Source organism: Cohnella lupini, from assembly GCF_003386205.1.
GTDB lineage: Bacteria > Bacillota > Bacilli > Paenibacillales > Paenibacillaceae > Cohnella > Cohnella lupini.
In genome coordinates this window covers 485,468-506,691 of sequence record NZ_QRDY01000002.1, presented here as the reverse complement: position 1 = coordinate 506,691, position 21,224 = coordinate 485,468, and the positions used below count along the sequence as shown (strand labels likewise).

Annotated in this window: 12 protein-coding genes; all 12 read right to left on the bottom strand. The window is 54.5% G+C overall.

Translation table 11 applies throughout. The annotated features are described in order from the left end of the window. Positions 1 to 105 precede the first annotated feature (105 nt). The 12 genes from DFP95_RS06325 to DFP95_RS06270 all read right to left on the bottom strand — a co-directional run bounded on the left by DFP95_RS06325 (position 106) and on the right by DFP95_RS06270 (position 21,196). Positions 106 to 2,910: a glycosyl hydrolase family 28-related protein gene (locus tag DFP95_RS06325; RefSeq protein WP_115991719.1), complete on the bottom strand. Its 2,805-nt coding sequence runs from the start codon at positions 2,908 to 2,910 to the stop codon at positions 106 to 108. Positions 2,911 to 3,529: 619 nt separating this feature from the next. Further along, positions 3,530 to 5,053, bottom strand: a complete 1,524-nt coding sequence (locus DFP95_RS06320) for an extracellular solute-binding protein (protein WP_245987402.1) — start codon at positions 5,051 to 5,053, stop codon at positions 3,530 to 3,532. Positions 5,054 to 5,149: 96 nt separating this feature from the next. Further along, on the bottom strand, positions 5,150 to 7,480 hold the full coding sequence (locus DFP95_RS06315) for a glycoside hydrolase family 95 protein (protein ID WP_115991873.1): 2,331 nt from the start codon (positions 7,478 to 7,480) through the stop codon (positions 5,150 to 5,152). Positions 7,481 to 7,609: 129 nt separating this feature from the next. Beyond that, entirely contained in the window at positions 7,610 to 8,998 is a 1,389-nt protein-coding gene (locus DFP95_RS06310; RefSeq protein WP_181907288.1) for an ABC transporter substrate-binding protein, read from the bottom strand. A 135-nt stretch (positions 8,999 to 9,133) separates the two neighbouring features. Continuing rightward, positions 9,134 to 10,111: a carbohydrate ABC transporter permease gene (locus DFP95_RS06305; RefSeq protein WP_115991717.1), complete on the bottom strand. Its 978-nt coding sequence runs from the start codon at positions 10,109 to 10,111 to the stop codon at positions 9,134 to 9,136. Further along, the gene (locus DFP95_RS06300; RefSeq protein WP_245987399.1) at positions 10,108 to 11,004 is read right to left on the bottom strand and encodes a carbohydrate ABC transporter permease; all 897 of its coding nucleotides are present in this window, start codon (positions 11,002 to 11,004) and stop codon (positions 10,108 to 10,110) included. Before DFP95_RS06300 ends, DFP95_RS06305 begins: the two co-directional genes overlap by 4 nt. Further along, positions 11,001 to 13,016 (bottom strand): DUF5696 domain-containing protein, encoded by a 2,016-nt coding sequence (locus tag DFP95_RS06295; RefSeq protein WP_115991716.1) that lies wholly within the window; start codon positions 13,014 to 13,016, stop codon positions 11,001 to 11,003. The genes DFP95_RS06300 and DFP95_RS06295 overlap by 4 nt, the downstream gene beginning before the upstream one ends. Positions 13,017 to 13,227: 211 nt before the next feature. Continuing rightward, entirely contained in the window at positions 13,228 to 15,243 is a 2,016-nt protein-coding gene (locus tag DFP95_RS06290; protein WP_115991715.1) for a YIP1 family protein, read from the bottom strand. A 35-nt stretch (positions 15,244 to 15,278) separates the two neighbouring features. Next, positions 15,279 to 16,139 (bottom strand): carbohydrate ABC transporter permease, encoded by an 861-nt coding sequence (locus DFP95_RS06285; protein ID WP_245987391.1) that lies wholly within the window; start codon positions 16,137 to 16,139, stop codon positions 15,279 to 15,281. A gap of 4 nt (positions 16,140 to 16,143) precedes the next feature. Continuing rightward, entirely contained in the window at positions 16,144 to 17,115 is a 972-nt protein-coding gene (locus tag DFP95_RS06280) for a carbohydrate ABC transporter permease (protein ID WP_245987389.1), read from the bottom strand. After that, entirely contained in the window at positions 17,112 to 20,069 is a 2,958-nt protein-coding gene (locus tag DFP95_RS06275) for an extracellular solute-binding protein (protein WP_115991714.1), read from the bottom strand. The genes DFP95_RS06280 and DFP95_RS06275 overlap by 4 nt, the downstream gene beginning before the upstream one ends. Then, a complete protein-coding gene (locus tag DFP95_RS06270) occupies positions 20,066 to 21,196 on the bottom strand; it encodes an ABC transporter ATP-binding protein (protein ID WP_115991713.1) in 1,131 nt (376 codons plus the stop codon). Before DFP95_RS06270 ends, DFP95_RS06275 begins: the two co-directional genes overlap by 4 nt. Between the last annotated feature and the right edge of the window lie 28 nt (positions 21,197 to 21,224).

Below are 21,224 nucleotides of genomic sequence, written 5' to 3'. Positions count from 1 at the left end.
CTTTCTTACTTGGGATGCTTTAATCATAAGTCCGTTACAAGTCGCTTTCTATGAGTCAAACTTAAACTTTGCTGGCGAGATTTGTCTCTCTCGCAAGCTATCGAATTACGGGTTGCCGGGCGGCAAGAAATCGGTGCCCGTCACCGTTCCCAACGGCGCATCGTCGTCGAAGCCCATTCCGCCCTTATACAGATTGTTCGACAAGACCATGCTCTCTATCGTTTCTCCGGCGTACACGTGCGTCTTGCCCGATTGTTGGAAATAAGAGTCGTAGAGGCGGATTTCCCCTCCGCTCGCGTTTATTCCGCGGAATCCGGCAACGGCGAAATTCCCTTGCTGCATCGTGAATTTTCCCGATTTGACGTCGATGCCCCGGGAGGGATCTCCCCACATCGACGTGTTGAAGAATACGACTTCCGAATCGAACGCTTCCCCGACCGTCACGTATACCTTATCCGTCGTGCTCATGGACACGAGCTCCGTATTGATGAATTGGAGCCCTTTCGGCCCCGCGTCCTCCAAGAAAATGCCTTTCTTGCTTCCATCCGTACCGTGTCCGATGACGACGGCCTCCGGTCCGCTTCCGTCTTGGCCTGCGAAATGTATGCCATAGAGCGAGCCGTACACGAACGTATTGAAAATCGTCTGCTCCTTAACGTAACCTATCCTGAACGCGTCCAAGTTTTCCTTCTGGTAGCCCCATACCTTATCGAATTCATCGTCCATCGGACGGTTCGGATAGTTGCTTCTGGCGGAATAATGCGGGTTGAATTGGACGTTTCGAACGAACCCGCCTGTTGCTCCGCCGCCTACGAATATCCCTTCTTTGAGTGGCGAGCCCGCAACGTAGTCGATGTAATGCCCGCTCGTGTCGTAGGTTCCGAAATCGATGCCTTGATAGGAATCGGGCAGCGTCGTGTCGATGACGTACACGCCGTGACCTTTGCCTTGGATCGTCCAAGAATAGGGCTTGATCGCATCCCAATTTTGACCGTCGTAATAGACGTTAAGCCCTCTGATCCCCGCGTTCGCTTCCAGCGATAAGAACGGAGTGGCCAAGGCGTCGTTCTCCCCGTGATTGGTGAAAATAACGCTGCCCCCGCCTATCGTGTGGTGGGGAACGTCCCAAGAACCCCGTAATTCCACTCCGCTCGGCACCGTCAAAGGCTCATCGATCCTATATGTGCCCGCTGGCAAATAAACCGTGCCTCCACCCGAAGCTCCCGCGTCAGCCAGCGCTTTCCTCACCGCATCCGTAGCATCGGCGTTGCCACTCTTGTCCGCTCCGTAAGGGGATTCGGACACATCGAACAATAGCGAAGTCGCCGGTTTCGGCTGCTCGGCAATATCCGTTCCGGCAATATTCGGAAGCTTAATCAGCCTGGACTCCTCGTCTTGGTTAATTCTTGCTATGGCCTTCAAGCTGCGGTTCTCCAAGTCCAGCTTCCGTTCGTAGCCCGAATTCAAAGAGTTTACTTCTGCCGCGTCGCCCTCGAGCAGCACATGCCTTACCGGCACGGAAAACGTCGTCTCGCCAAGAATCAGCGAACCCGCCTTGGCGACGATCGCGTGCCCGTTCGTTTCGTCCCAGCCGCTAACGTTGCTATTCTCGAAGGACAGTACTCCGCTGCCCTCGTTCACGATCGCGTTCCGGGTCAGACCCCCGATCTTAACCGTATTGAACTGCACGATGGATCGAAAACCGCCGGTCGCACGGATTGCGGTCGGCATAGTGCCGACGTTCGCCTTGAAGCTGCTGTCCGTGATTAACAGGCCGTAATCGTTCACCCCTTCGATTAGGAGCGCCACGTTGCAATTATCGATATCGACCCGGTAAAATTGCGCGTTAGCCGTCTCCGTCGAGCCTGTTCTCGTCGTCACCCGCATCCCGGTCTTGAATCCCGATATTCGGATATCGGACATGTACTCCCAATCGGAACGTCCCATCACGATGCCTTCGGCATGAGACGTCGTGTATTCGAACAAAGGCTCGGGCGGCGGGGAGCCCGGCAATCCCGAATTCGGCCAATATTCCGGCGACAGACGAATGCCCTCAAGGCGGCCGATATCCGTCGTAAAATCCAAGAAAATTCCGGTCTTGAGCACGGTGCCGTACACCTGCTTGACGTAGTGCAGCTCGTTCCAATCCGGTCCGATCTTAATTCCGTTATAAGAATTCACCAACGTGACCTTCTCGACCGTCATGCTGTCCCCGGACATTTGCTCGATCGTCCACGGGTACGCGTACGGTTCTTCCAATCGTTGCTCCGGGTACCATATCGAGAGATTCGTGACTCCGCTTGCTTGCCGCATCGACAGGAAGCTTTCGCCTTTCTCTTCTCCCTTGCCCGAATAAGCCTCGAGGATCGTTCCCTCGACGGCTCCGCCGGACCAAGAAGCTGGCCTATCTCCTCTGAGAGTCACGCCCGTTGGAACGAGTAGAGTTCCGGCGATCTTGTATCTTCCCGCCGGAACGAAGACGACCCCGCCTCCGCTCTTCCCCGCCGCGATCAGCGCCTTCTGCAGGGCGCCGGTATCATCCGTTATGCCGTCCGCTGCCGCTCCATAGTCGATGACGTTAAAATCGGCGATGACGATATCCTCCGTAGGGAAAGACGTCGCGATCACCTTTTCCTGGGTAACCGGATTTATATGGACCTCTCTTGCCTCGCTTGGCTCGCTGGATTGATCGGGCTCGGGGCTTGCGGCAGCTTCCGTTTCCTTATGTTCGTTAGTAGCGCTAGGAACGTTCGTCTGGGGCGATCCGTTCCCCGAAGACTGGTATGCGATTATGGCCGCTATGACCGCAACGGTCAACGCCACCAAGACGGTAGTTCGGATTCGCGCTCGATTGCTCTTCCACCAACTACCTTTCCAGCCCATGTCTTTCCATCCCAATTTCCCTTTCATCGCTTATCTTCCTTTGGCGGTTTGTCATAAAGTCCCGTATGCGCATGGAGCGCTCTGACTTTAATCTTAGGTGTGCATGAATAGCCTCGCCATGAGTCAAACTTAAACTTTGCGGGTCCAGTATTGGCGTGTTCGGAGTGGCGTCGGAGTGGGCGGTTAAAGTGGAATTCGCTTAACTCGGTGCGGGTTTGCTGGTTTCTGCGGAGTTAGCTAACTTTCTTCGTCAATTCGGAGGAGGGTGGCTCGTTAATGCGGAGTTAGCTAGTTTGCTTCGTTATCTGAATTCAAAGGCGCTTCTGTTTGTTTGTTAGTTAGTCCGTTTCCGTTACCATCTCCGCTCGATTGACCATCCTGACGGCCGAGTTAGTCCGATTCCGTTACTATCTCGACTCGATTGGTCATCTGACGGCCGAGCTAGTCCGATTCCGTTACTATCTCGACTCGATTTGCCATCTGAACCCGAAGTTAGTCCGATTCCGTTACTATCTCCACTCGATTTGCCATCTGTGCCCGAAGTTAGTCCGATTCCGTTACTGAGCAAACGGGATATCGCGAAAAGTGGATAAGCAATGAGGGAGCCGCCCATACAGTGGACGGCTCCCTCTCTTTCTCCAATATTCTACTCTTTACCCGCCAAATACTCGTCGACCTGCCGCTGAACCTCCGCGATGATCTTGTCCAGCCCCGCTTCCCGCTGCAGGCGGGCGTAGTTGTCGACCTCTGCTTCGACATCGGTGGTTTTGCCGAATTCGATAGGCTTGCCGACATCGTTCGCCAGGCGATCCCTTCTGGCGACCTCGTTCTTGATACGATCGTCCGAGATCAACAGCCCGTCTACCGGCGAATTGATATTAATCGGCAGATCGGCGAATTCGGCCTCCTTCAGCCAGAAGTCGCCGGGGTACGTCGGCGTAGGTCGCATGAATTGGGGCTTCCAGAACGCCCAACGGCTATCCCATTCCATGTAGTTGCTCGTGATGTATTGCATCCCCTCTGGATATTCGGCGGCTTCGCCCGACAGCACGTAAGTCTTCCCTTCGATCCCGTACTGCACGAGGTCGTACAGCACCTTATCCGTCTCGATCATATCCAGAAATCTTAACACGAGCTCGGGATGCTCCGAGTTCCGGTTGATCGCCAGCACATTGGCTAGAGCGGTTCGGTTGACGTACCTTTTGTCCGGATAAATAAGCGACATTTGCTGGCGGAACGAGGAATCCACGAAGCCGGGATCCGCCGTCGCCCACTCGTGCGACGTGATCGTGAAGAGCAATTTCCCGTTCCTCCACTGATCTGCGCCGTTCTCGTTGTCGATGGTGGCGTCCCGGTTCAGGATTTTATAATCGTTCCACTTCCGACTCATATAAGCCGATTCCAAGTAATAAGGCTGTTGCTCGATAGCCTGAACGGTCATATCGGGATCGTCGAGGTAAAATCCTAATCCGTGAAAAGCAAGATCGACCCATTCTTCTCGGGTCCAATACAACGAAAGCGGAGGCGTGCGGGATAGCTTCGCGTCGGGAAAAGCATCCTTGAGCTCGTGCAGAAGCTTGTCGAGATCCTCGATCGTCCGGATCGAATCCGGCGCCCGCGTAATTCCGGCTTTCTCGGCAAGATCGGCTCTCCACCCCACGAAAGGCCGTTCGCTCATTTTCAGCGTCCATGGAAGTCCGACGATTTCGCCGTTCATCGTGGCCGCTTCCAACGTTCCTAACTCCTCGTACTTGTGAAATAGGTTCGGCGCGTACTGGGGAAGGAGATCATTCAGCGGCAAATACGAACCTCTCGCGACCATCTGTTTGTACGACTGCCAATCCGCGTCAAAGTTCAGGTCCCACTTGTCGCCGGCCGCCGCCTTGATCAGCATTTTCTCCTTAAAATCGGTAAAGGGAATGTAATGCACGTCGAACCTGACGTCCAGCCCTTTGGATTGAACGTATTCGCTCACCTTGTTCCAGACCTCGTCCGTGGCCGCCTTCTTCTCTCCGCCGAAATAGAATTTCAGCTTAACCTCCGTCCTCGACTCGGCCGGCGGGGAGGAGGCCTCATCCTCTTTCTTGCTGCACGCGGCAACCGTCAGTCCGACAAGCAAAAGCGCTGCTAAGACGATGATGATGCGAATACGGAACTGCATGGTTGGCATAACGCGTTACTCCCTCTATGAAATCGTATACATAGGAAATTCAATGCGCAATCGTATTTTCCTCTATCTCGCAAGGTTTCGCCGGCAATTTACGCGTTATTTCGCAATCGATTCTAAGACGTACTCCCCGCCGGATATCGCTTCCCATCTCACTAATTCGTCAACCTCCCGAAAGTAGGGAAGCTCTAACCCGTTTTCCTTCACCGTTACTTCACAACCGACCCGTACCGCGCATTGTCCATTTCTATAACAACGTATCGTAGCTCTCCTTAAAACCCCTTCGCTCCACCGAATATCGACTTCGTAGCCTCCCCGAGCCCTAAATCCGGTAATGCTACCATTTTTCCAAGCCCGGGGAAGAGCCGGAAGCAGATGAATTTCGCCCGCATGGCTTTGGAGCAGCATTTCCGAGATGCCGGCCGCTCCGCCGAAGTTCCCGTCGATCTGAAAAGGAGGATGGTTATCCAATAGATTGTGGAGCGTCGAGTGAGCAAGAAGCGCCCGTAAGTTGTCCCATGCCTCCTCGCCCGCCTCTAATCTGGCCCATAGGTTCACGATCCAAGCCCTGCTCCAGCCTGTATGGCCGCCTCCTCCGGCAAGCCTCCGTTCCAAGCTTACTCTCGCGGCTGCCGTCCATTCCGGCGTGCCTCTGACCGTGAATCTGCTCCCCGGATGAAGCGCGAACAAGTGCGAGATATGCCGGTGGCCGGGCTCCGCTTCCTCGTAATCCTCCAGCCATTCCAACAGATGCCCATGCTTGCCGATTGCCGGTTGCGGCAATCTCTCCCGCAAATCGGCTAACGTTCTGGCGAATTCCGCATCCATCTCCAGCGTTTTCGAAGCTTCGATGCAAGCCGAGAATAGCTCATGCAAGATCTGGCTGTCCATGGAGGGGGCTATGCAGAGCGTGCCTGATTCTCCGTTCGGCAATACGTAAGTGTTCTCGGGAGAAACGGAAGGCGACGTCACGACAAGGCCATCCGAAGTTTCTATTAAATATGAAACAAAGAACTCGGCCGCTTCCCTCATCGTCGGGTAGGCCCGCTCCAAGAACAAAGAGTCTCTTCCGAACTCGTAATGCTCCCATAGATGAAGGCACAGCCAGGCCGCGCCCATCGGCCAATAGGTGGCAGGCATGTAAATATCCTGAGGCGCGGTATCCGCCCAAATGTCCGTGTTATGGTGCGCAACGAATCCGCCGCAATCGTACATCGCCCGCGCGGTCCTTCTTCCCGGCTCTCGCATCCTCTCGATGTGGTCGAACAAAGGCTCGTGACACTCTGCCAAATTGCCGGATTCGGCTGCCCAGTAATTCATCTGCGTGTTGATATTGATCGTGTATTTGCTATCCCAAGGCGGAAGCATGTGCTCGTTCCATATCCCCTGAAGATTGGCGGGGAGCGATCCCGGGCGACTGCAGGACGCGAGCAAATATCGTCCGAATTGATAATAGAGCGGAATGAGCCCTAAATCCTCGCTCCCGTCTCGGAAACCGGACAAGCGCCTATCGGTCGGCAGTTTGGCGACGTCTTCGGAGGCGAGCGACTCGGATCCGGACAAATCGAAGCTCACCCGCTCCATCAGAGAACGGAAATCCGAGGTATGACGATCCCTAAGCAAAACGTATTCCTTTGCGATGACCGCATTCGCCAGTCTCAAAACCTCCGCCTCCGGATCCGGGAACCGGAAGGACGTTGCGGCTGCGACGACGAGCAGGACGCTGTCCGCGCCTTCGATCGCGACGTTCTCGCCGATCAAGGAGACGTTTCCGCCCTCCGCGATCGTCCGAACGACGGTCCGGAAATCCGACCCGCCCGTCCCGCCGCAGTTGCCGCGCATAACGATCCCGTCCGGAGCGACCTGCTTGAGCTCGTCGTAATAGCGGTTCGATTGCCCTCGAGCCAAGCCGACTTTCAAGGATAAGCTGCCAGGCCGACTGCAAGTCAACCTGATAATCATGACTTGGTCGGGATAGCTGCACCAAATTTCGCGCGCGAACGTCGCGTCTCCGATCTTATAGCCGACTTTCACCATTCCGTCGGATAGGCCTAATTCTCTGGAATAGTCGCGTACCTCTCCCTCTCCATGACGAAAGCTTAATCGCAGATCCCCGAGAGGCAAGTAGTGCCTCTGAGATTCGGGAACTCCCGACAAAGCCATAGCGGATAGATCCTGAGCTTCGCGTAATCGCCCCTCCTCGAGCAGCTTACGTATTCCGGCCAAATTCTCAAGCGCATTCGGGTTGTTGCGATCCCTTGGACCTCCGTACCACATGCTGTCCTCGTTAAGCGCCACTCTCTCGCGGCGGGGATCGCCGAACACCATGCCTCCCAATCTCCCGTTCCCGATCGGCAACGCTTCCTCCCATGCGGACGCGGGTCTATCGTAACGCAGCAGCCCGGGTTCGCTGGCTGAAATCCCGTTCATTGCGGGCATGAGGCCACCACTCCTTCTATGAGTTACGCGTAAATATATGCGAGAATTCAAACAACGGCTTTATCACGCCGCAAAGGGAGCGGAATCGTTCTTCCGCTCCCCATCGTCGAGCTAACCTGCTTACTTCAATGTCGCACGAAGCTCCAGCGTTTTCTTATTCCAAGCTTCCGTTTGAGGAATGATCTCGTTAATGTCGCCCTCACCGAAAATAATGTCGTTCATGATATTGTTCCAGTTGTACTCGCCCCAGCCCGGAATCGTGACTCCCGGTTGGATTTTGGCGTTTTCCTTCGCGAGCTGTACGGCCGCGATGTTCTTGCCTTGCCACATCGGCGTTTGCTCGTAGTAGGCCGTCAATTCGTCGTCGATAACCGAGGCGTTGGCGCCTTGATCGATTTTCCACTTCTGCGCTTCCTTCGTGAATTGGAAGCTGAGCCATAGGAACGCTTCTTCCTTATGCTTCGAACCCGCAAGCAACGCAAGAGGACCATAGATCGTGTAACCCGGCTGGCTCACTTTGCCTTTCGGGAACGGCAATACGTCCCACTCGAAATTGGCGTTTTTCTTCAAATTCGGCAATACCCAGTCTCCGCCGATCGCGAAGCCGGTTTTACCGTTGATGAAATCGCGAGTGACGTCGCCCTGTTCCGTAGCGGCGGCATTGCTAAGCAACGAGCCGTCCTTCGTGACGAATTCCTGCAGCCACTTCACGTCGTTGATGACGTCCGGCGAATTCATTACGCTTTGAGTCAAATCTTCGTTCATGTATTGAAGATTGGCCGCATGTCCGTCGGCGATCGCTTTCGTGCTCAGCAGCCTCATCTGGAATTCCGGCTGGGTCGTTAAGCCGTATTCGCCCGCATCCGGGTTCGTAAGCTTCTTCGCGATATCGCGGAAATCGTCGTAAGTCCAGTCGTTCGGCGGCATTTCCAGACCGTTCTTGGCCAAGAGATCCTTATTTACCAGAATCCACATCGGTACGTCGACCATCGGAACGGCAAGCTTCTTATTGTTGTAAGTCATCGTATCGAAGAAGCCGTCCGGGAACGTTACGTCTTGAAGGATGAGATCCTTCTCGATATAAGGCGTCAGATCATCGACCAAGCCGTTCTGATCGAACGAAATCAAGTCTTGGTCGATTTCGGTCACGTCGGCAGGCGTACCCGCCGCTTCGAGCGTAGCGATGATTTCCATGATCGGTTGGCCATTGACCGGAATTTGCTCGATCGTGATCCAAGGATATTTTTCGTGAAACAAGGCATAGAGCTCATTATAAGAATCCTTCCAAGAGATGAACTTTAAAGTGACGGGCTCGCGATTTTCCTCGGAAGCCGGTTGACTGGCCGATTCCGAGGCCGGCGCGCTGGCGCTAGGGCTAGGACTCGCGTCCCCTCCGGCGGATTCTTTGCCGTTGCCCGCTTCGTTGTTGCCACCCGAGCAAGCGGATAGAATGACGGTGAATACCAATACGATGCTTAATAACCATGCCGACGCGCGTTTGTTTTTCAAGATATTGCCTCCCCTGGATTAGTGTTCGATCTTGCTTAATCGAAACGATGCCTTATGAGTACGAGTAAGTCGATTGCCGCTCCTTCTTCCCCGCGGCACCACCTCCCTTGATGGGTTTGACCGGTTTCCTATCGCTTATTCCACGATGCCCGTTCTCTCGATCCCGGTGACGAACCAACGTTGCAGGAACATGAAGACGATGATCGGAGGGAAAATGATCAGGAATGCCGCGGCCATCTTCGCGCCTTCCGTGACCGGATTTTCGATCGTGTTTCTCTGGCCGAGAAGCGATGGGTTAAGCACGTCCTCCAGCCGGTCCAAGCGAATGGATAGCGGCGTGTAATCGTTGGCCAGGAACCAGGAAGGCTCGTAATACATGTTCCAGTACCAAATGAACGAGAAGAGGAATACGACAAGGCAAGCCGAGCGGGCCAACGGAAGCATGATTCCGAAGAACAGCCTCAAGGTCGATGCGCCGTCCAGCTTCGCCGCTTCCTCCAGGCTTAACGGCTGCGATTTGAAAAACTGCCTGAAGATCAATATGAACAGCGCGCTCTTGAGTCCTTGCCCGAAAATCGCGGGAATCAGAAACACGAACGGAGTATTCAGCAGCCCAAGCTTGCTGTAAATGACGTACAGCGGAATAATGATGATCTGCGGCGGGACCAAGAAGGTCAGGATGACGAGCGCCGTGAAAACGCCTTTGAACGGAATCGATAACTTGGCGAGCGCGTAACCGGTCATGGCGCATATGAATACTTGCACGAGCGAACAGGATATCGCGATCATGGCCGTATTTCTAAGCGCGGCGGGATATTGCAGTCCTTTGAACGCATCCCGCACGTTATCCCAGGTAACGACCCGGGGGATCCACGTGACCGTAGGATCGAGCAGATCGCTTAGATTTTTGAGCGACGTGCTGATCATATACAGAATCGGCTGCAGGTACAGATAAGCGACGATGGTCAGAAGGCCGTATAAAACGAGCTTGGCAAGCAGGCCGTCCGAAATATTTCGTCCCAGCACCACCACTTTGATCCGTTGCGCCGTTCTGCTCCAGAAGATGCCCTTTACCTGTCTGCTTACTTTCTCGATCCAGAGTTCGCTGTTCATGGACGGGCCCTCCTAGTCTTCATGCTTCGGCTGAACAGCAACAGCACAAGGGCGATCAGGACGAAAATAAAGCCGAAGTAAATCCAAGCGAGCGCGCTGGCATAGCCATAACCGGTATCCATCTTGAACATGTTTTCCCTGATATGGGCCAGAACCGGGTTCAGAGGGAAAGTGAATAAGTCGATAATCGTGTACAAAATGTTCAAGCTGATGAACGGAACGCTCGCCGGCAGAGTAATTTTCCAGAAGCTATCCCACGGAGAAGCCCCGTCGATGCGCACCGCTTCGTAAATCGTCGGAGAGATCGTCTGGTAACCCGCGATGAAAATCAGAATCTGCACCCCCGAGTACCAGAGGATCAGGATCGCCCGGCTAAGCACGCTCATGATCGTTCCCGCGAATTCCTTGCCGATGTACTGCTCGATAAGCGGTTCGAGGTTGTATTGATCCAGGAACGGAATTTCCCCGGCGCCTTGCGCGAACAGCTCCGATAACACCTGTCCCGTGGCGAAGATGACGGGCAGGAAGAAGATCGCCCGATAGATGAACCTGCCCGGGAAGCGTTGATTCAACATCAAGGAGATCAGCAGGGCGAAGATCACGATCATCGGAACCATCAAGAGCATTTGCTGGAAGTAGGTAATCAGCTCGATCGGGAAAATGTTATCGGTCACGAACGCGTCCTTGAAATTTTTCATCCCGATCCAATCGTATTTGAACCCTCCCGGAACGACGGCTACCTTATGAAGGGACATGAACAACGACCAACCGATCGGGATCGCGACGAAAATGCAAAACCCGATGATCCACGGAAGCATGAACAACAATCCGATGCCGTATCGTTTCGTGAAGTACAGGCGCTTCTGCCGCGCGATTACTTTTGACTTGATCACGCGCCTCCGCCTCCTTCAACGACGAACGTTCCCTTGTTATAGTCGACGACGACCCGGGTCCCGTCTTCGTAGGTGGTCGCGAATCTGTTGTCCGCTAATTTCTCGTGGTCGACGATCCGCTGCGAGAACAGCTTGGCAAGGGAATCGAATTGTCCGTATTCCTCGCCGATCCGATCGGCCCACTTCTTGTATTGGCTGCTGAACAGGTAGAACCAGACGTTCAAGTCCATCATCTCGCGCGATTCCTCGTAGGTAAGGAAGAACGTAGGCATCGCCCCGTATTCGATCGATTTCAAGAATTCGGTTTGCACGTCGTTGCGAAGATTTCCGCCGTCTCCGAAGCTGTAAGGAACGTAGCCGTGCAGGACGATCGGGTAGAACGGCACGGTTTCGTCGATCATGAAGTCGTAGCTGGAATCGTTCGGCAAGTCGTCGATATAATCCACTTCGTCGATCGAGTAATCGTTGCCCCGGTACACGCCCGCGGATCCGAGCTCCTGCCTCGTATAATCCAGCAATCCCTTGTAAATCTTGATCGCGTCTTCTCGAGTCGTCGTCCCCGTCGGATCGTAATCGTTGAATACCATCGAGCCGATTCCGTCATAAAACAATCCGGATACGCCGATGTCTTTCAGCTCTTGAATCGAATCGTAGGCCATGTCGACCGTCCGGGCCGGCTTGCTCAGAAACCAGCTTTCGTCCTTGAAGACGGTTCCGTCCATCTTGCGAACTCCGCTGTTCTTGGGAGACAACGACGTGCTCGTATCGTCCAGCCAGAGCAGCTGGTCGTAGAATTGAACGCCGATATCCGCCTTGCGCATATTGGAAACGAACTTCTTCGCGGCGGATTTCCCGCCGAGCTTCTTCTCGATCGGAAAACGGTCATCGAGCCTGTAGCCGCCCATGTTCTGCCAGCCGTAATAGACGACCTCCATGTTGGCGACTCCCCGGTCTTTTAAACCATCCACGATCTCGTTCGCTTGGGAGAAGGTCGTCATCGGAACGTACTCGATCCGGTTGAAGGCTTCGCGGTACCCACCGCCCATGATTTTCAAGTACAGCGGAACATGATCGACCGGTTTCAACGGACTTCCCAGTCCATCGGTTTCGGACAAATAAGCCCGGTAAGCATTGGCCATACCGACGTAATCGGAATCTTCGCCGCTGAGCAGCCGATATTCGATCTCCCGATCCGTATCCAAGCGCTCCCGCTGGACGGCCTTGACCGGCGGTGAAATCCGGCTTCTCTGATACAAGTAATTTTCGCGGTAAATTTGGCTCGTGTAGACGTTATAGAAGCTCGATTTCAGCCCCGGCGGCATCGCCGCTATGTTCGAGGAATCGCCTCCGCGGCTAATGACGGCCAAGAACGCGTTCGTTCCCCGTCTCACCCCGAACACGGGATAAGCGATATCTTCCCTACGTTCCCCTGAACGGGTCCAATTGAGCATGTTGGTCACGTCAAGGCCATAGACTTGATGAATATAGCCTTTGGAAATATCCGCGCGGATGCTATCGAATTTGATCAAGCCTCCCGGACCGTCCGGAACGAAAATATATCCGTCCTCGCCGGCGGCCGATGCTCCGAAGTACGGCAGCAGGTCGAGGGAGAATACGACGAATTCTCCTTCCTCCCGGATTCCGTCCGTCGGCACTCGCACCTTAAGGCCGTTCTCGGTCAACTCGTATTGAATGGACAGGCCCAGCTTCTTGTCCGGGAACAGATAGGATATCTGAAGTCCGTTATCCGCCTTGATCATGCCGATCTCCAGCTTCGGGTCGAGCGCGTTCACGACCTTCTCGATCGTCTGATCTTTCCCCGAAGTCGTGACATAGGTCAGCGCGAAGGGAGATTGAAGATTGGCTAGAGGCAATCCCTTGACCGTCTCGTTGGCCAATTGTTCCTTCGTCGGATTGCTTGACCAGCGGTACCCTGTTTTCTTGTCGACAAGAGCGATCTGCGTATTGTCCGGCCGAACGTAGAGGGCGTACTTCCCGTTCTCCTGCGCCAACGCGAAACCGTCCGCCCCGGCTTCAGGCTTCCACGGCGCTCCCTCGTACAGCGGCGCATGCTCGGATACCGGCTCGGGAATTCCGGCCGCCTCGAGAGCTTCCCCGAGCGATGTCTCCCCTCCGCGAAGGATAAGGTACAGCAGGATGATGACGACGACGCAGGCGGATGCCGCGATAAGCTTTACGCGAAGCGATTGGCGCTTGATGAAGTTAACGATAGAAATTCACCTCTTTGTAAAGCTGGTAGACGAAGTCGTACAGGTTGTAGGACAATCCGAAGACGATGAATCCGAACAGCCAGATCGTGGCGATCGCGAAGACGGTTATGGCGATGTTCTTCAGCGATTCCACGAAGTCGAAATTGTGGATGACCTGCGTCATGACGATGAACATGACGGCCATCCAGATATACATGACCGAGGTGAGAGTTCGAATCAGCACCGCTTCATCCAGCGTAAGAATGTTGGAAAGGATGACGATCGGTATGGAGAAGAAGAAGTAAGGCGCCAAGGCGTAGGTGCTGCCCTGTATGACTTCCCTGAACTTTCCTTCCCCGTCCTTGACGCTGCACACGAGATAATTGGCGATAATCCAAGTCACCCATGGCAGTACGAACAGCCCCATAATGTTCGGAAGATTAATCTGCGACCGCTCGACGGGATAGAACAGGAACCCGGTCCCGTATAACGTGACGATCTTCATCGCCACGACGGCGAAGAGCAATAGAACGATGATCCACGGAGATACTCTCGCTTCCTTCAGCTTGTAGAAGCCGTGATAGGGATGGAACATCACGTATCCGAAGTTGCGCAGATCGGTTAACGGACGGTCTAGCTTGGTTGGCAATGGCCGTCGCGCCAGCAGTCGCTTGACTCCCAACGGAGCGAATTTGTACGCGAGAGCGAGAGCGATAAGGACCGTAACCAGCTCTATGAAGTGGTTTTGCAGCCACTCCAGCCGGATTTCCCAGAACGCTTTGGAATAACCTTTCGTGTCGTAAGCTTCCTTCATGAAATCCAGCGCTTGCTCGTTGTCTTTCTCCTCCAAGTACACCTTGCCTAGGCCGAGATAGGTTCCCGTAAACATCTCGTTGCGGGCGTAAACCCTTTCCCAATACGGCTTGCTTTCGGCGTATTTGCCGTCGTCGTACAGCAAGATGGCGTTCATGACGTCGTTGCCGAACTCGCTTCGGACGTATTTATGAACGGTTTTCGTGCGACTGTCCGTCACCCAGATATTGCTCTTGGAATCGATGCCGATACTCGTCGGAAAACCCATGACCCCGTATTGCTGCGTATTGTTATCCGTGAATCCGAAGGCGAACAAGGCATTCCCGTTACGGTCGAAAATATTGATCCGGCCGAAGTCCAAATCCACGTTGTACAGAAAACCGTGGGAGTCGATCGCGACGTCCACGATGCCGTGGCTGTGTTGGAACGTCTTGCCCTTGAAGGCGTCCACGCCTCCGGCGTTCAGCTTGCGAATCGCCGCGGCTCCGAAGTCGCCCGCGGTCGACGTATAGATAAAGCCTTCGTTATCGAGGGATATGTTCACGATCGGCTTCGGCAGGTTGGCCGTTTCCTTCGCCAGCTGCTCCTTGTTGAGAATGAGCTTCTTCAGCCAATTAAGCAGCGTCTGCTGCGCCTTATTGGCTCCGAAGAACCCCATGAACTCTCCTTCCTCGTTCATACGGAGAAGCCCTTGGTAAGAGGAGTTCATCGCGACGTACATGACGCCTCGCCGGTCGACGACCAGCTTGATCGGAACGAAGTGCTCGGATTGCAGCAGCGGGGAAGATGGTTTCTTGTACTCGCGAACGAAAGCGCCTGCGGAGTCGAACAAAGCGATGCGCTGGTTGCCCGAATCCGCCACGTATACGGTGCCGTCCGGGGTCACGAATAGGCCTTCCGGCGAATTCAATTGGCCGGCGCCTTCCTCGTCGCCTATCGTGCGAACGACTTTTCCGTTGTTGTCCATCACGAATATAAGGTTATTCCCCTTGTCCGCCACGTACACCGTGTCGTCGGCTCCGATATGAATATCCACCGGCTCGTCGAAATTGTCCCCGTAAGCTCCCAAAGGCTTATAGATCGCCTGGATTCCATTCCAAAACGAACGATTGCTGTCGAAGTATGTGGTCTGGTACGGGATGCGGGCATGGATCGTTTCCGGGGCGACCAGCAAAGCCGTCGCGGCCAGAAGCAGGTAAGCAAGCAATCTCTTCATCGTTCCGACTTCCTTTGCTGGTGGAGTTTACTTGATTACTTGATACCGGAATGGATCATCGTCTCGAGCACTTTCCGTTGGAACAACAGGAAAATGATCAGATTCGGTATGAACATGAGCAGACCGGCCGCCGCGGCGATGTTCTGTCCTGCCACGCTGTTCTGGAGTCCGCTGAGCAAGCTGTTGACGTAGAACGCGAGCGTTCGCATCGTCTCGTCCTGCATGAACAGGGTCGAAGTCTCGACGTCTCCCCAGACGCCTTGGAAGGTGAAGATCGAGATCGTCGCGATCGCGGGAACGGCTAACGGCAGCACGATCTTGGTGAAGATCCCGAAATGGCTGGCACCGTCGATTCTCGCCGCCTCCAGCAGTTCTCCCGGAATTTGCGAGATGAATCCGACGAGCATGAACACCGCGATCGGAGAGGCTAGGGAAGGCAAAATATGACCCAGGTACGTATTGTTCAGATGGATGCCGCTGATGATGAGATACCTTGGAATGCCTACCGTCTCCGGCGCGAACATCAAGGATAACGTGATCAGGGACAGGATGAGCTGCTTGAAATGAAATTGGTATTTCGCGAGCACGTAAGCCGCCATCGTGCTTACGATGATGACGCTTATGAGCGTTAACGCGACCACGACGACGCTGTTGAATACGTACCGGCTGAACGGAACCGTCGCGTTCGTCGCGTGGAGAAACAATTGCTCGAAGTTGCTTCCCGTCGGGTTCTGCACGAAAAATCTCGGCGGAAACAGGAACAGCTCGTTCGTCGGCTTGAAGGCGTGATTCAGGATGAACACGATCGGCAAGGACATGAACGCGGCTAGCGCGGTAAAGACGGTAACCAGGATGACCTGGAACGGCGTTATTCTTCGAAGACGTCGAATCATCATCGTTCTACAGCTCCTCCTTCGATCCGAACAGCCTGTACGCGAACCTCATGGCGAAATAGCTGACGAGCAGCAGCATGACCGATATCGCGGATGCGTATCCGAGCTCGAACCGGATAAACGCGTAATCGTCGATATGGTTGATGACGAGATGCCCGGCATACTGAGGCGTAATCGGCAAGCCCGTTAATTGCGTCGAGATGCTTCCCGCCTTCAGCGTCGTGACGATCGTCATGACCGCGCTGAAGAGCAATTGCGGCTTCATCGACGGAAGCGTAATATAGAACACTTCCTGCAGCCGGTTGGAAATGCCGTCGATTCGACCGGCTTCGTACAGCTCGCGGTTTACCGTCTGCAGTCCGGCCAGCATCGCCAGGAAACCGACGCTGAAGCTGATCCAGAGAGAAACGATGATCATGACCTTGAGCAGGTATTCCGGCTGCTGAAGCCAGACGATCGGAGCGTCGATCCATCCCATCCCGAGCAGAAAATTGTTGAGATACCCTACACGATCACCGCTGAAGGCGGCTATCCAGACGACGGAAAGCGCCACCGCTCCCGCCATCGAGGGAGCATAGAAAGCCAGAGTATAATAATCGCGTATCCGGATCGGAAGCTGGTGAATGAGCCAGGCGAACAAGAAGGCCAGCACATACCCGCCGGGTCCGACGATTAAGGCGAATAGAAAGGTGTTCGGGAGCGCCTTGGTCAGGAAAATGATGTCTTGGGTGAACAAAGCGATGTAGTTATCGAATCCGATGAACCGCAGCGAACCGAAGCCGTCATAGGACGTGAAACCGAGAGTCGCGGCCATCACGACCGGAATGACGATGAATACCGAGAAGCAGATCAGGAACGGTGCGAGAAACAAATAGCAGAAGCTGTCGCGCCGAATATCCGCCCAGAATCGGTTCCATTTCAATCGGATGGATGAAGTCGTCGACGTTCGGGTTATCCCGGGAGAAATCTCCGTGTTCATGGTCCTGATTCCTCCCATTCGTAAGGCTCGCGTATTTGCGAAATCTTCAAGTCTTCCTTGCCGTCGATGTCGAAATCCTTCTGCCTTCTGTTCATTTCTCTCTGCAACGACAGCTGTGCTTTCTCAAGCGATTCTTGGGCCGGCATCCCGTCGAATACGGTGCGGTTCCAAGCGAACTCCATCTCGCGGTTCAGGAAGTAGTAGCCCGGCACGTACGGCATGTTCTTCGCCCATCTCCCCTGCTCCCTTAGCGCTTGCAGGTCGTCGTTCGGCCAAGACAAGGTCCGCATCGCTTCGACGTTCGCCGTATTCCACCGGAATTCGATTCCGTAGAACGATTCGATGTCCTTCGCGTACTGGGCTTGCACTTCCCCCGAAGTCCACCATTTCAGGAATTCCCATGCTTCTTCCTGGTTCTTGCTCTTCTTCATGATCATCGCCGCCGACAATCCCTGAGGAGACCATCTGGCTACCTCCCCGTTCGCTTGCTTTACTCCCGGGAGAGGAGCGATTTTCCAATGGCCGGTAATCTCCGGGGCTGCAACGAGAAGCTGCACGTACGTATTGAAATCGGCTACCCCGATCGGAATGTCCCCGTCGCGGAAATGCTGGAAGAACGCCGGAATATCGATCGGCAGATTGTATTTACGGAACATCTCCGTCCATTGTTGGAAGGCCTTTTGTCCGTTCGCGCTCGTCAGATTCGCCGCCAAGCCGTTCTCGGCGTAGATCTCCGCGTCGTTCTGGAAGAACATCGTCGTGAAGTCCGCCTTCGGATAGTTCATCGTCATTCCGTTCTCCTGCAGCGTCGGCAGGATATCGAAGACGTCCTCCCAAGTATCCGGTACCTTCAGATTCAAATTCTCGAAAATATCGGTGCGATAAAATAGCATCTGGAAGTTCTGCACCTCGGGCAACCCGTAAGTACCTTCGTCGTACATCAAAGCCCGTTCGACTCCCGGAATGAACCGCTCCCTGATTTCACCGAAGCCCGGGAAGGAGGATAAGTCTTGGGCGGCGTCCCTCATCGCGAAGTCCGCCGGGGTCGCTTCCCCGATGCCGAGCGCGACGTCGGGAACGTCACCCGCAGCGTTGCCTAGCACCAGAACGTTGGGATTGGGCATCAGGTTGATATTGACTTCGATTCCCGTTCTCGGAGTAAAGTCCTGGTCCACCATCTCGCGCAGCAGATCGACGTAATCGCGTCCGCGTTGCACCCAAATCGTCAGCGCTTCGTCTTTGTTATGCTTGCGGGTATCGTAATCCATGTAAAACGAACGCCCGAAATCGACGATGGAATACGGCACCCTGGATAGAGGCGTCGGCTCCTTCAGTCCCGTAACGGCTTGCGGCGTGCGAACCACGATGTAATCGAACAGAAGCGGCTGCTGCGTGAGGGTCGCCATCCACGTTCCGATATTGTTCTGGATCGTCGAGAAGTCGTTGATTTTGTTCGGAATTTCGTTGACGTCTCCCTGCAGCTCCTCCAGAATCGTGATCGATACTTTGATCGCTTCCGACAAGTCCGAATTTTTTCTGTTCAATCCGTTAATATAGTCGCGAATGGCCGATAACCTGTCGACGAAGCCTTGCATTTTCGCTGCGATGTCGGGGTCGAATTTAACCATGTCCCACGTTCTCGTCGAATCCGTGTTGGCGTCGAAGGCGTTTTTACTGTAATTGCCCGTTATCAGTCTCACGTGCCTATCGAAGTCCGCAAGCTCATCCAACGTATCTTTTAGCGCGAGCGTCACCGGCTGCAGCTCCGAAGAATCCGCCGTCATGCGCAACGTGTGGTCGCCTTTCGTCAAGTAAAATTTGTACGGCTTGCCTTCGGGATCGGCTATCGTCGTAATGAGGAACTCCTTGTGATAATCGATTCCGAAATGGTGCATCTCGGAGAAGGGCGTCTCGCCGTCGATTTCCAGTGTCCTGTAAGCCCGAAATCCGTTGCGGTAATTTTGGAAGTTCTTCAGATCGATCTCGTACCAACCGTTCTCCGGCACGGATATTTGCCACTCCACCCATTCGCCGGGCAACCGCCATCTTTGCCCCCCGAGCACGTTGTACGTGATGCGGCCCTTCGGATCGGGCGAAATATATGGCTCCGACCAGTGATCGGTCTGGATGGCTAGGCTGGACTTGCGCTTGAACTGCTCGGCTTCGGTAACCGAAAACCAATCCGGCTGAGGCTGAGCGGCGGCTTCCGGCTGAGCGGCTTCATATTCTTCATAGCTTTTGGCTGAAGGCCTCTTCGGTTGAAAGGTCAAGCTTCTAAGAGCTACCGGATCTCTCTCCCCGATTAGCCGCAGCTTGTGTTCGCCGGGCTCCAGCCGGTAGAGAAGCGGCTCCGAGGAAACCGAAAAGTCGGAAAGCGCTTTCGTCGACCATTCGACGATCTCCGTCTGCTGAGGTCGAACCTGCATGCCGATCTCGTTACGGTCGTAGGGATATTTCGCATCCTTCCATAGCCGCTCGAGCTCGAGATTCTCCGATTCCAGAAAAGGAAACCGGCCGTCTATCTGGACTCCCCGAACGACGGAGGAATTGCCTCCCTCGAGCGGCTTATAATCGACATGTAGCTCATACCATCCGGCAGTGGCTACGTTAAAAGCCCACTCCACCCAGCCTTGGGAGTTGGTCCAATGAAGTGTTGCCCCTCCCTCGTCCGTTTGCTTGGAGACTTCGGCTTCCGGCGCCGCTTCCGCGTATTCGGCGGCGGCGATGCCGATCGGCTGTCCGGCGCCCGCTTGCGCGGCATCGGGAAATTGATCCATCACTCTGACGTAGGGCTGAGTCTCCCGGTCATCCGAATAATCGAGTAAATCGGCGGCGCTCACGGTTGAAGCGTATATCGCCGGCTCCGTGCCGGATATCCAACGAAACGCTCCGAACAGGATAACGGCGGCTAGCAAGAGTCGGAAAATAAGGCGCGGATATTTAATCTTCCTCATTGCGCCTCTCCTCCGCCTGCCAACGAAACTCCCGTATTTTCATCGAAAAAATGCAGCTTCTTCATATTGAAACCGATTGCAGGAATGTCGTCCTTGGAGTAGGAAATACCGGGATCAGTCCGCGCGATGAGCTTAGACTCGCCAACCGCAACGTAAACGTACGAATCCGCGCCTGTCACCTCGGTCATCTGCACGACCGAAGCGACGAACCCGTTCTCGTCGTCGCTCTCCTCCGACGGCTTAAGCAATACATGCTCCGGCCGTACTCCCAGCACGACGTTGCGCACCGCCCGGTTCATCTTCTCGAATTGGGCGTCGTAAGCTCGCGGAAGCAACAGCTTCATCCGCTTATTGGAGAAGTAGTACCTTCCCTCCTCGAGAGTGACGTTCCCTTCGACGAAATTCATTTGCGGCGACCCGATGAAGCCGGCGACGAACAGATTGGCGGGCTCGTCGTACAGCTGCCGCGGAGGCGCCACCTGCTGGATGACGCCGTCCTTCATGACGACGATCCTCGTTCCCATCGTCATCGCTTCCACCTGGTCATGCGTCACGTATACCATCGTGCGCTTCAGGTCGCTTTGCAGCTTGATGATTTCGGCGCGCGTTTGGGCTCTGAGCTTGGCGTCCAAGTTCGACAGCGGCTCGTCCATGAGGAATACTTGGGGCTCGCGGGCGATTGCCCTTCCCAAGGCGACGCGTTGCTTCTGTCCGCCGGATAGCTGGCTCGGCTTGCGATCCAGCAAATGCGAGATTTCCAGAATCTTCGCCACTCTATTGACTCTCAGCTCGATATCGTATTTCGGCGTCTTGCGGAGCTTCAGGCCAAGCGCGATATTTTCATGCACGGTAAGGTTCGGGTACAGCGCGTAATTCTGGAAAACCATCGCGATATCCCGATCCTTCGGCGAGACGTAATTCATGAATTTTTCGTCGATATACAATTCTCCGTCGCTAATTTCCTCGAGACCCGCAAGCATGCGCAGCGTAGTCGATTTTCCGCACCCGGAAGGACCGACCAGCACGAGGAATTCTCCTTCTTCAATGGACAGGTGGAAGTCGTTAACGGCCGGGCGCGACTCCCCTTTGTATTGTTTGAACACATGATTAAACGTGATGCTTCCCACCTATGCTCACCTCTCGCTATTTGTCTGC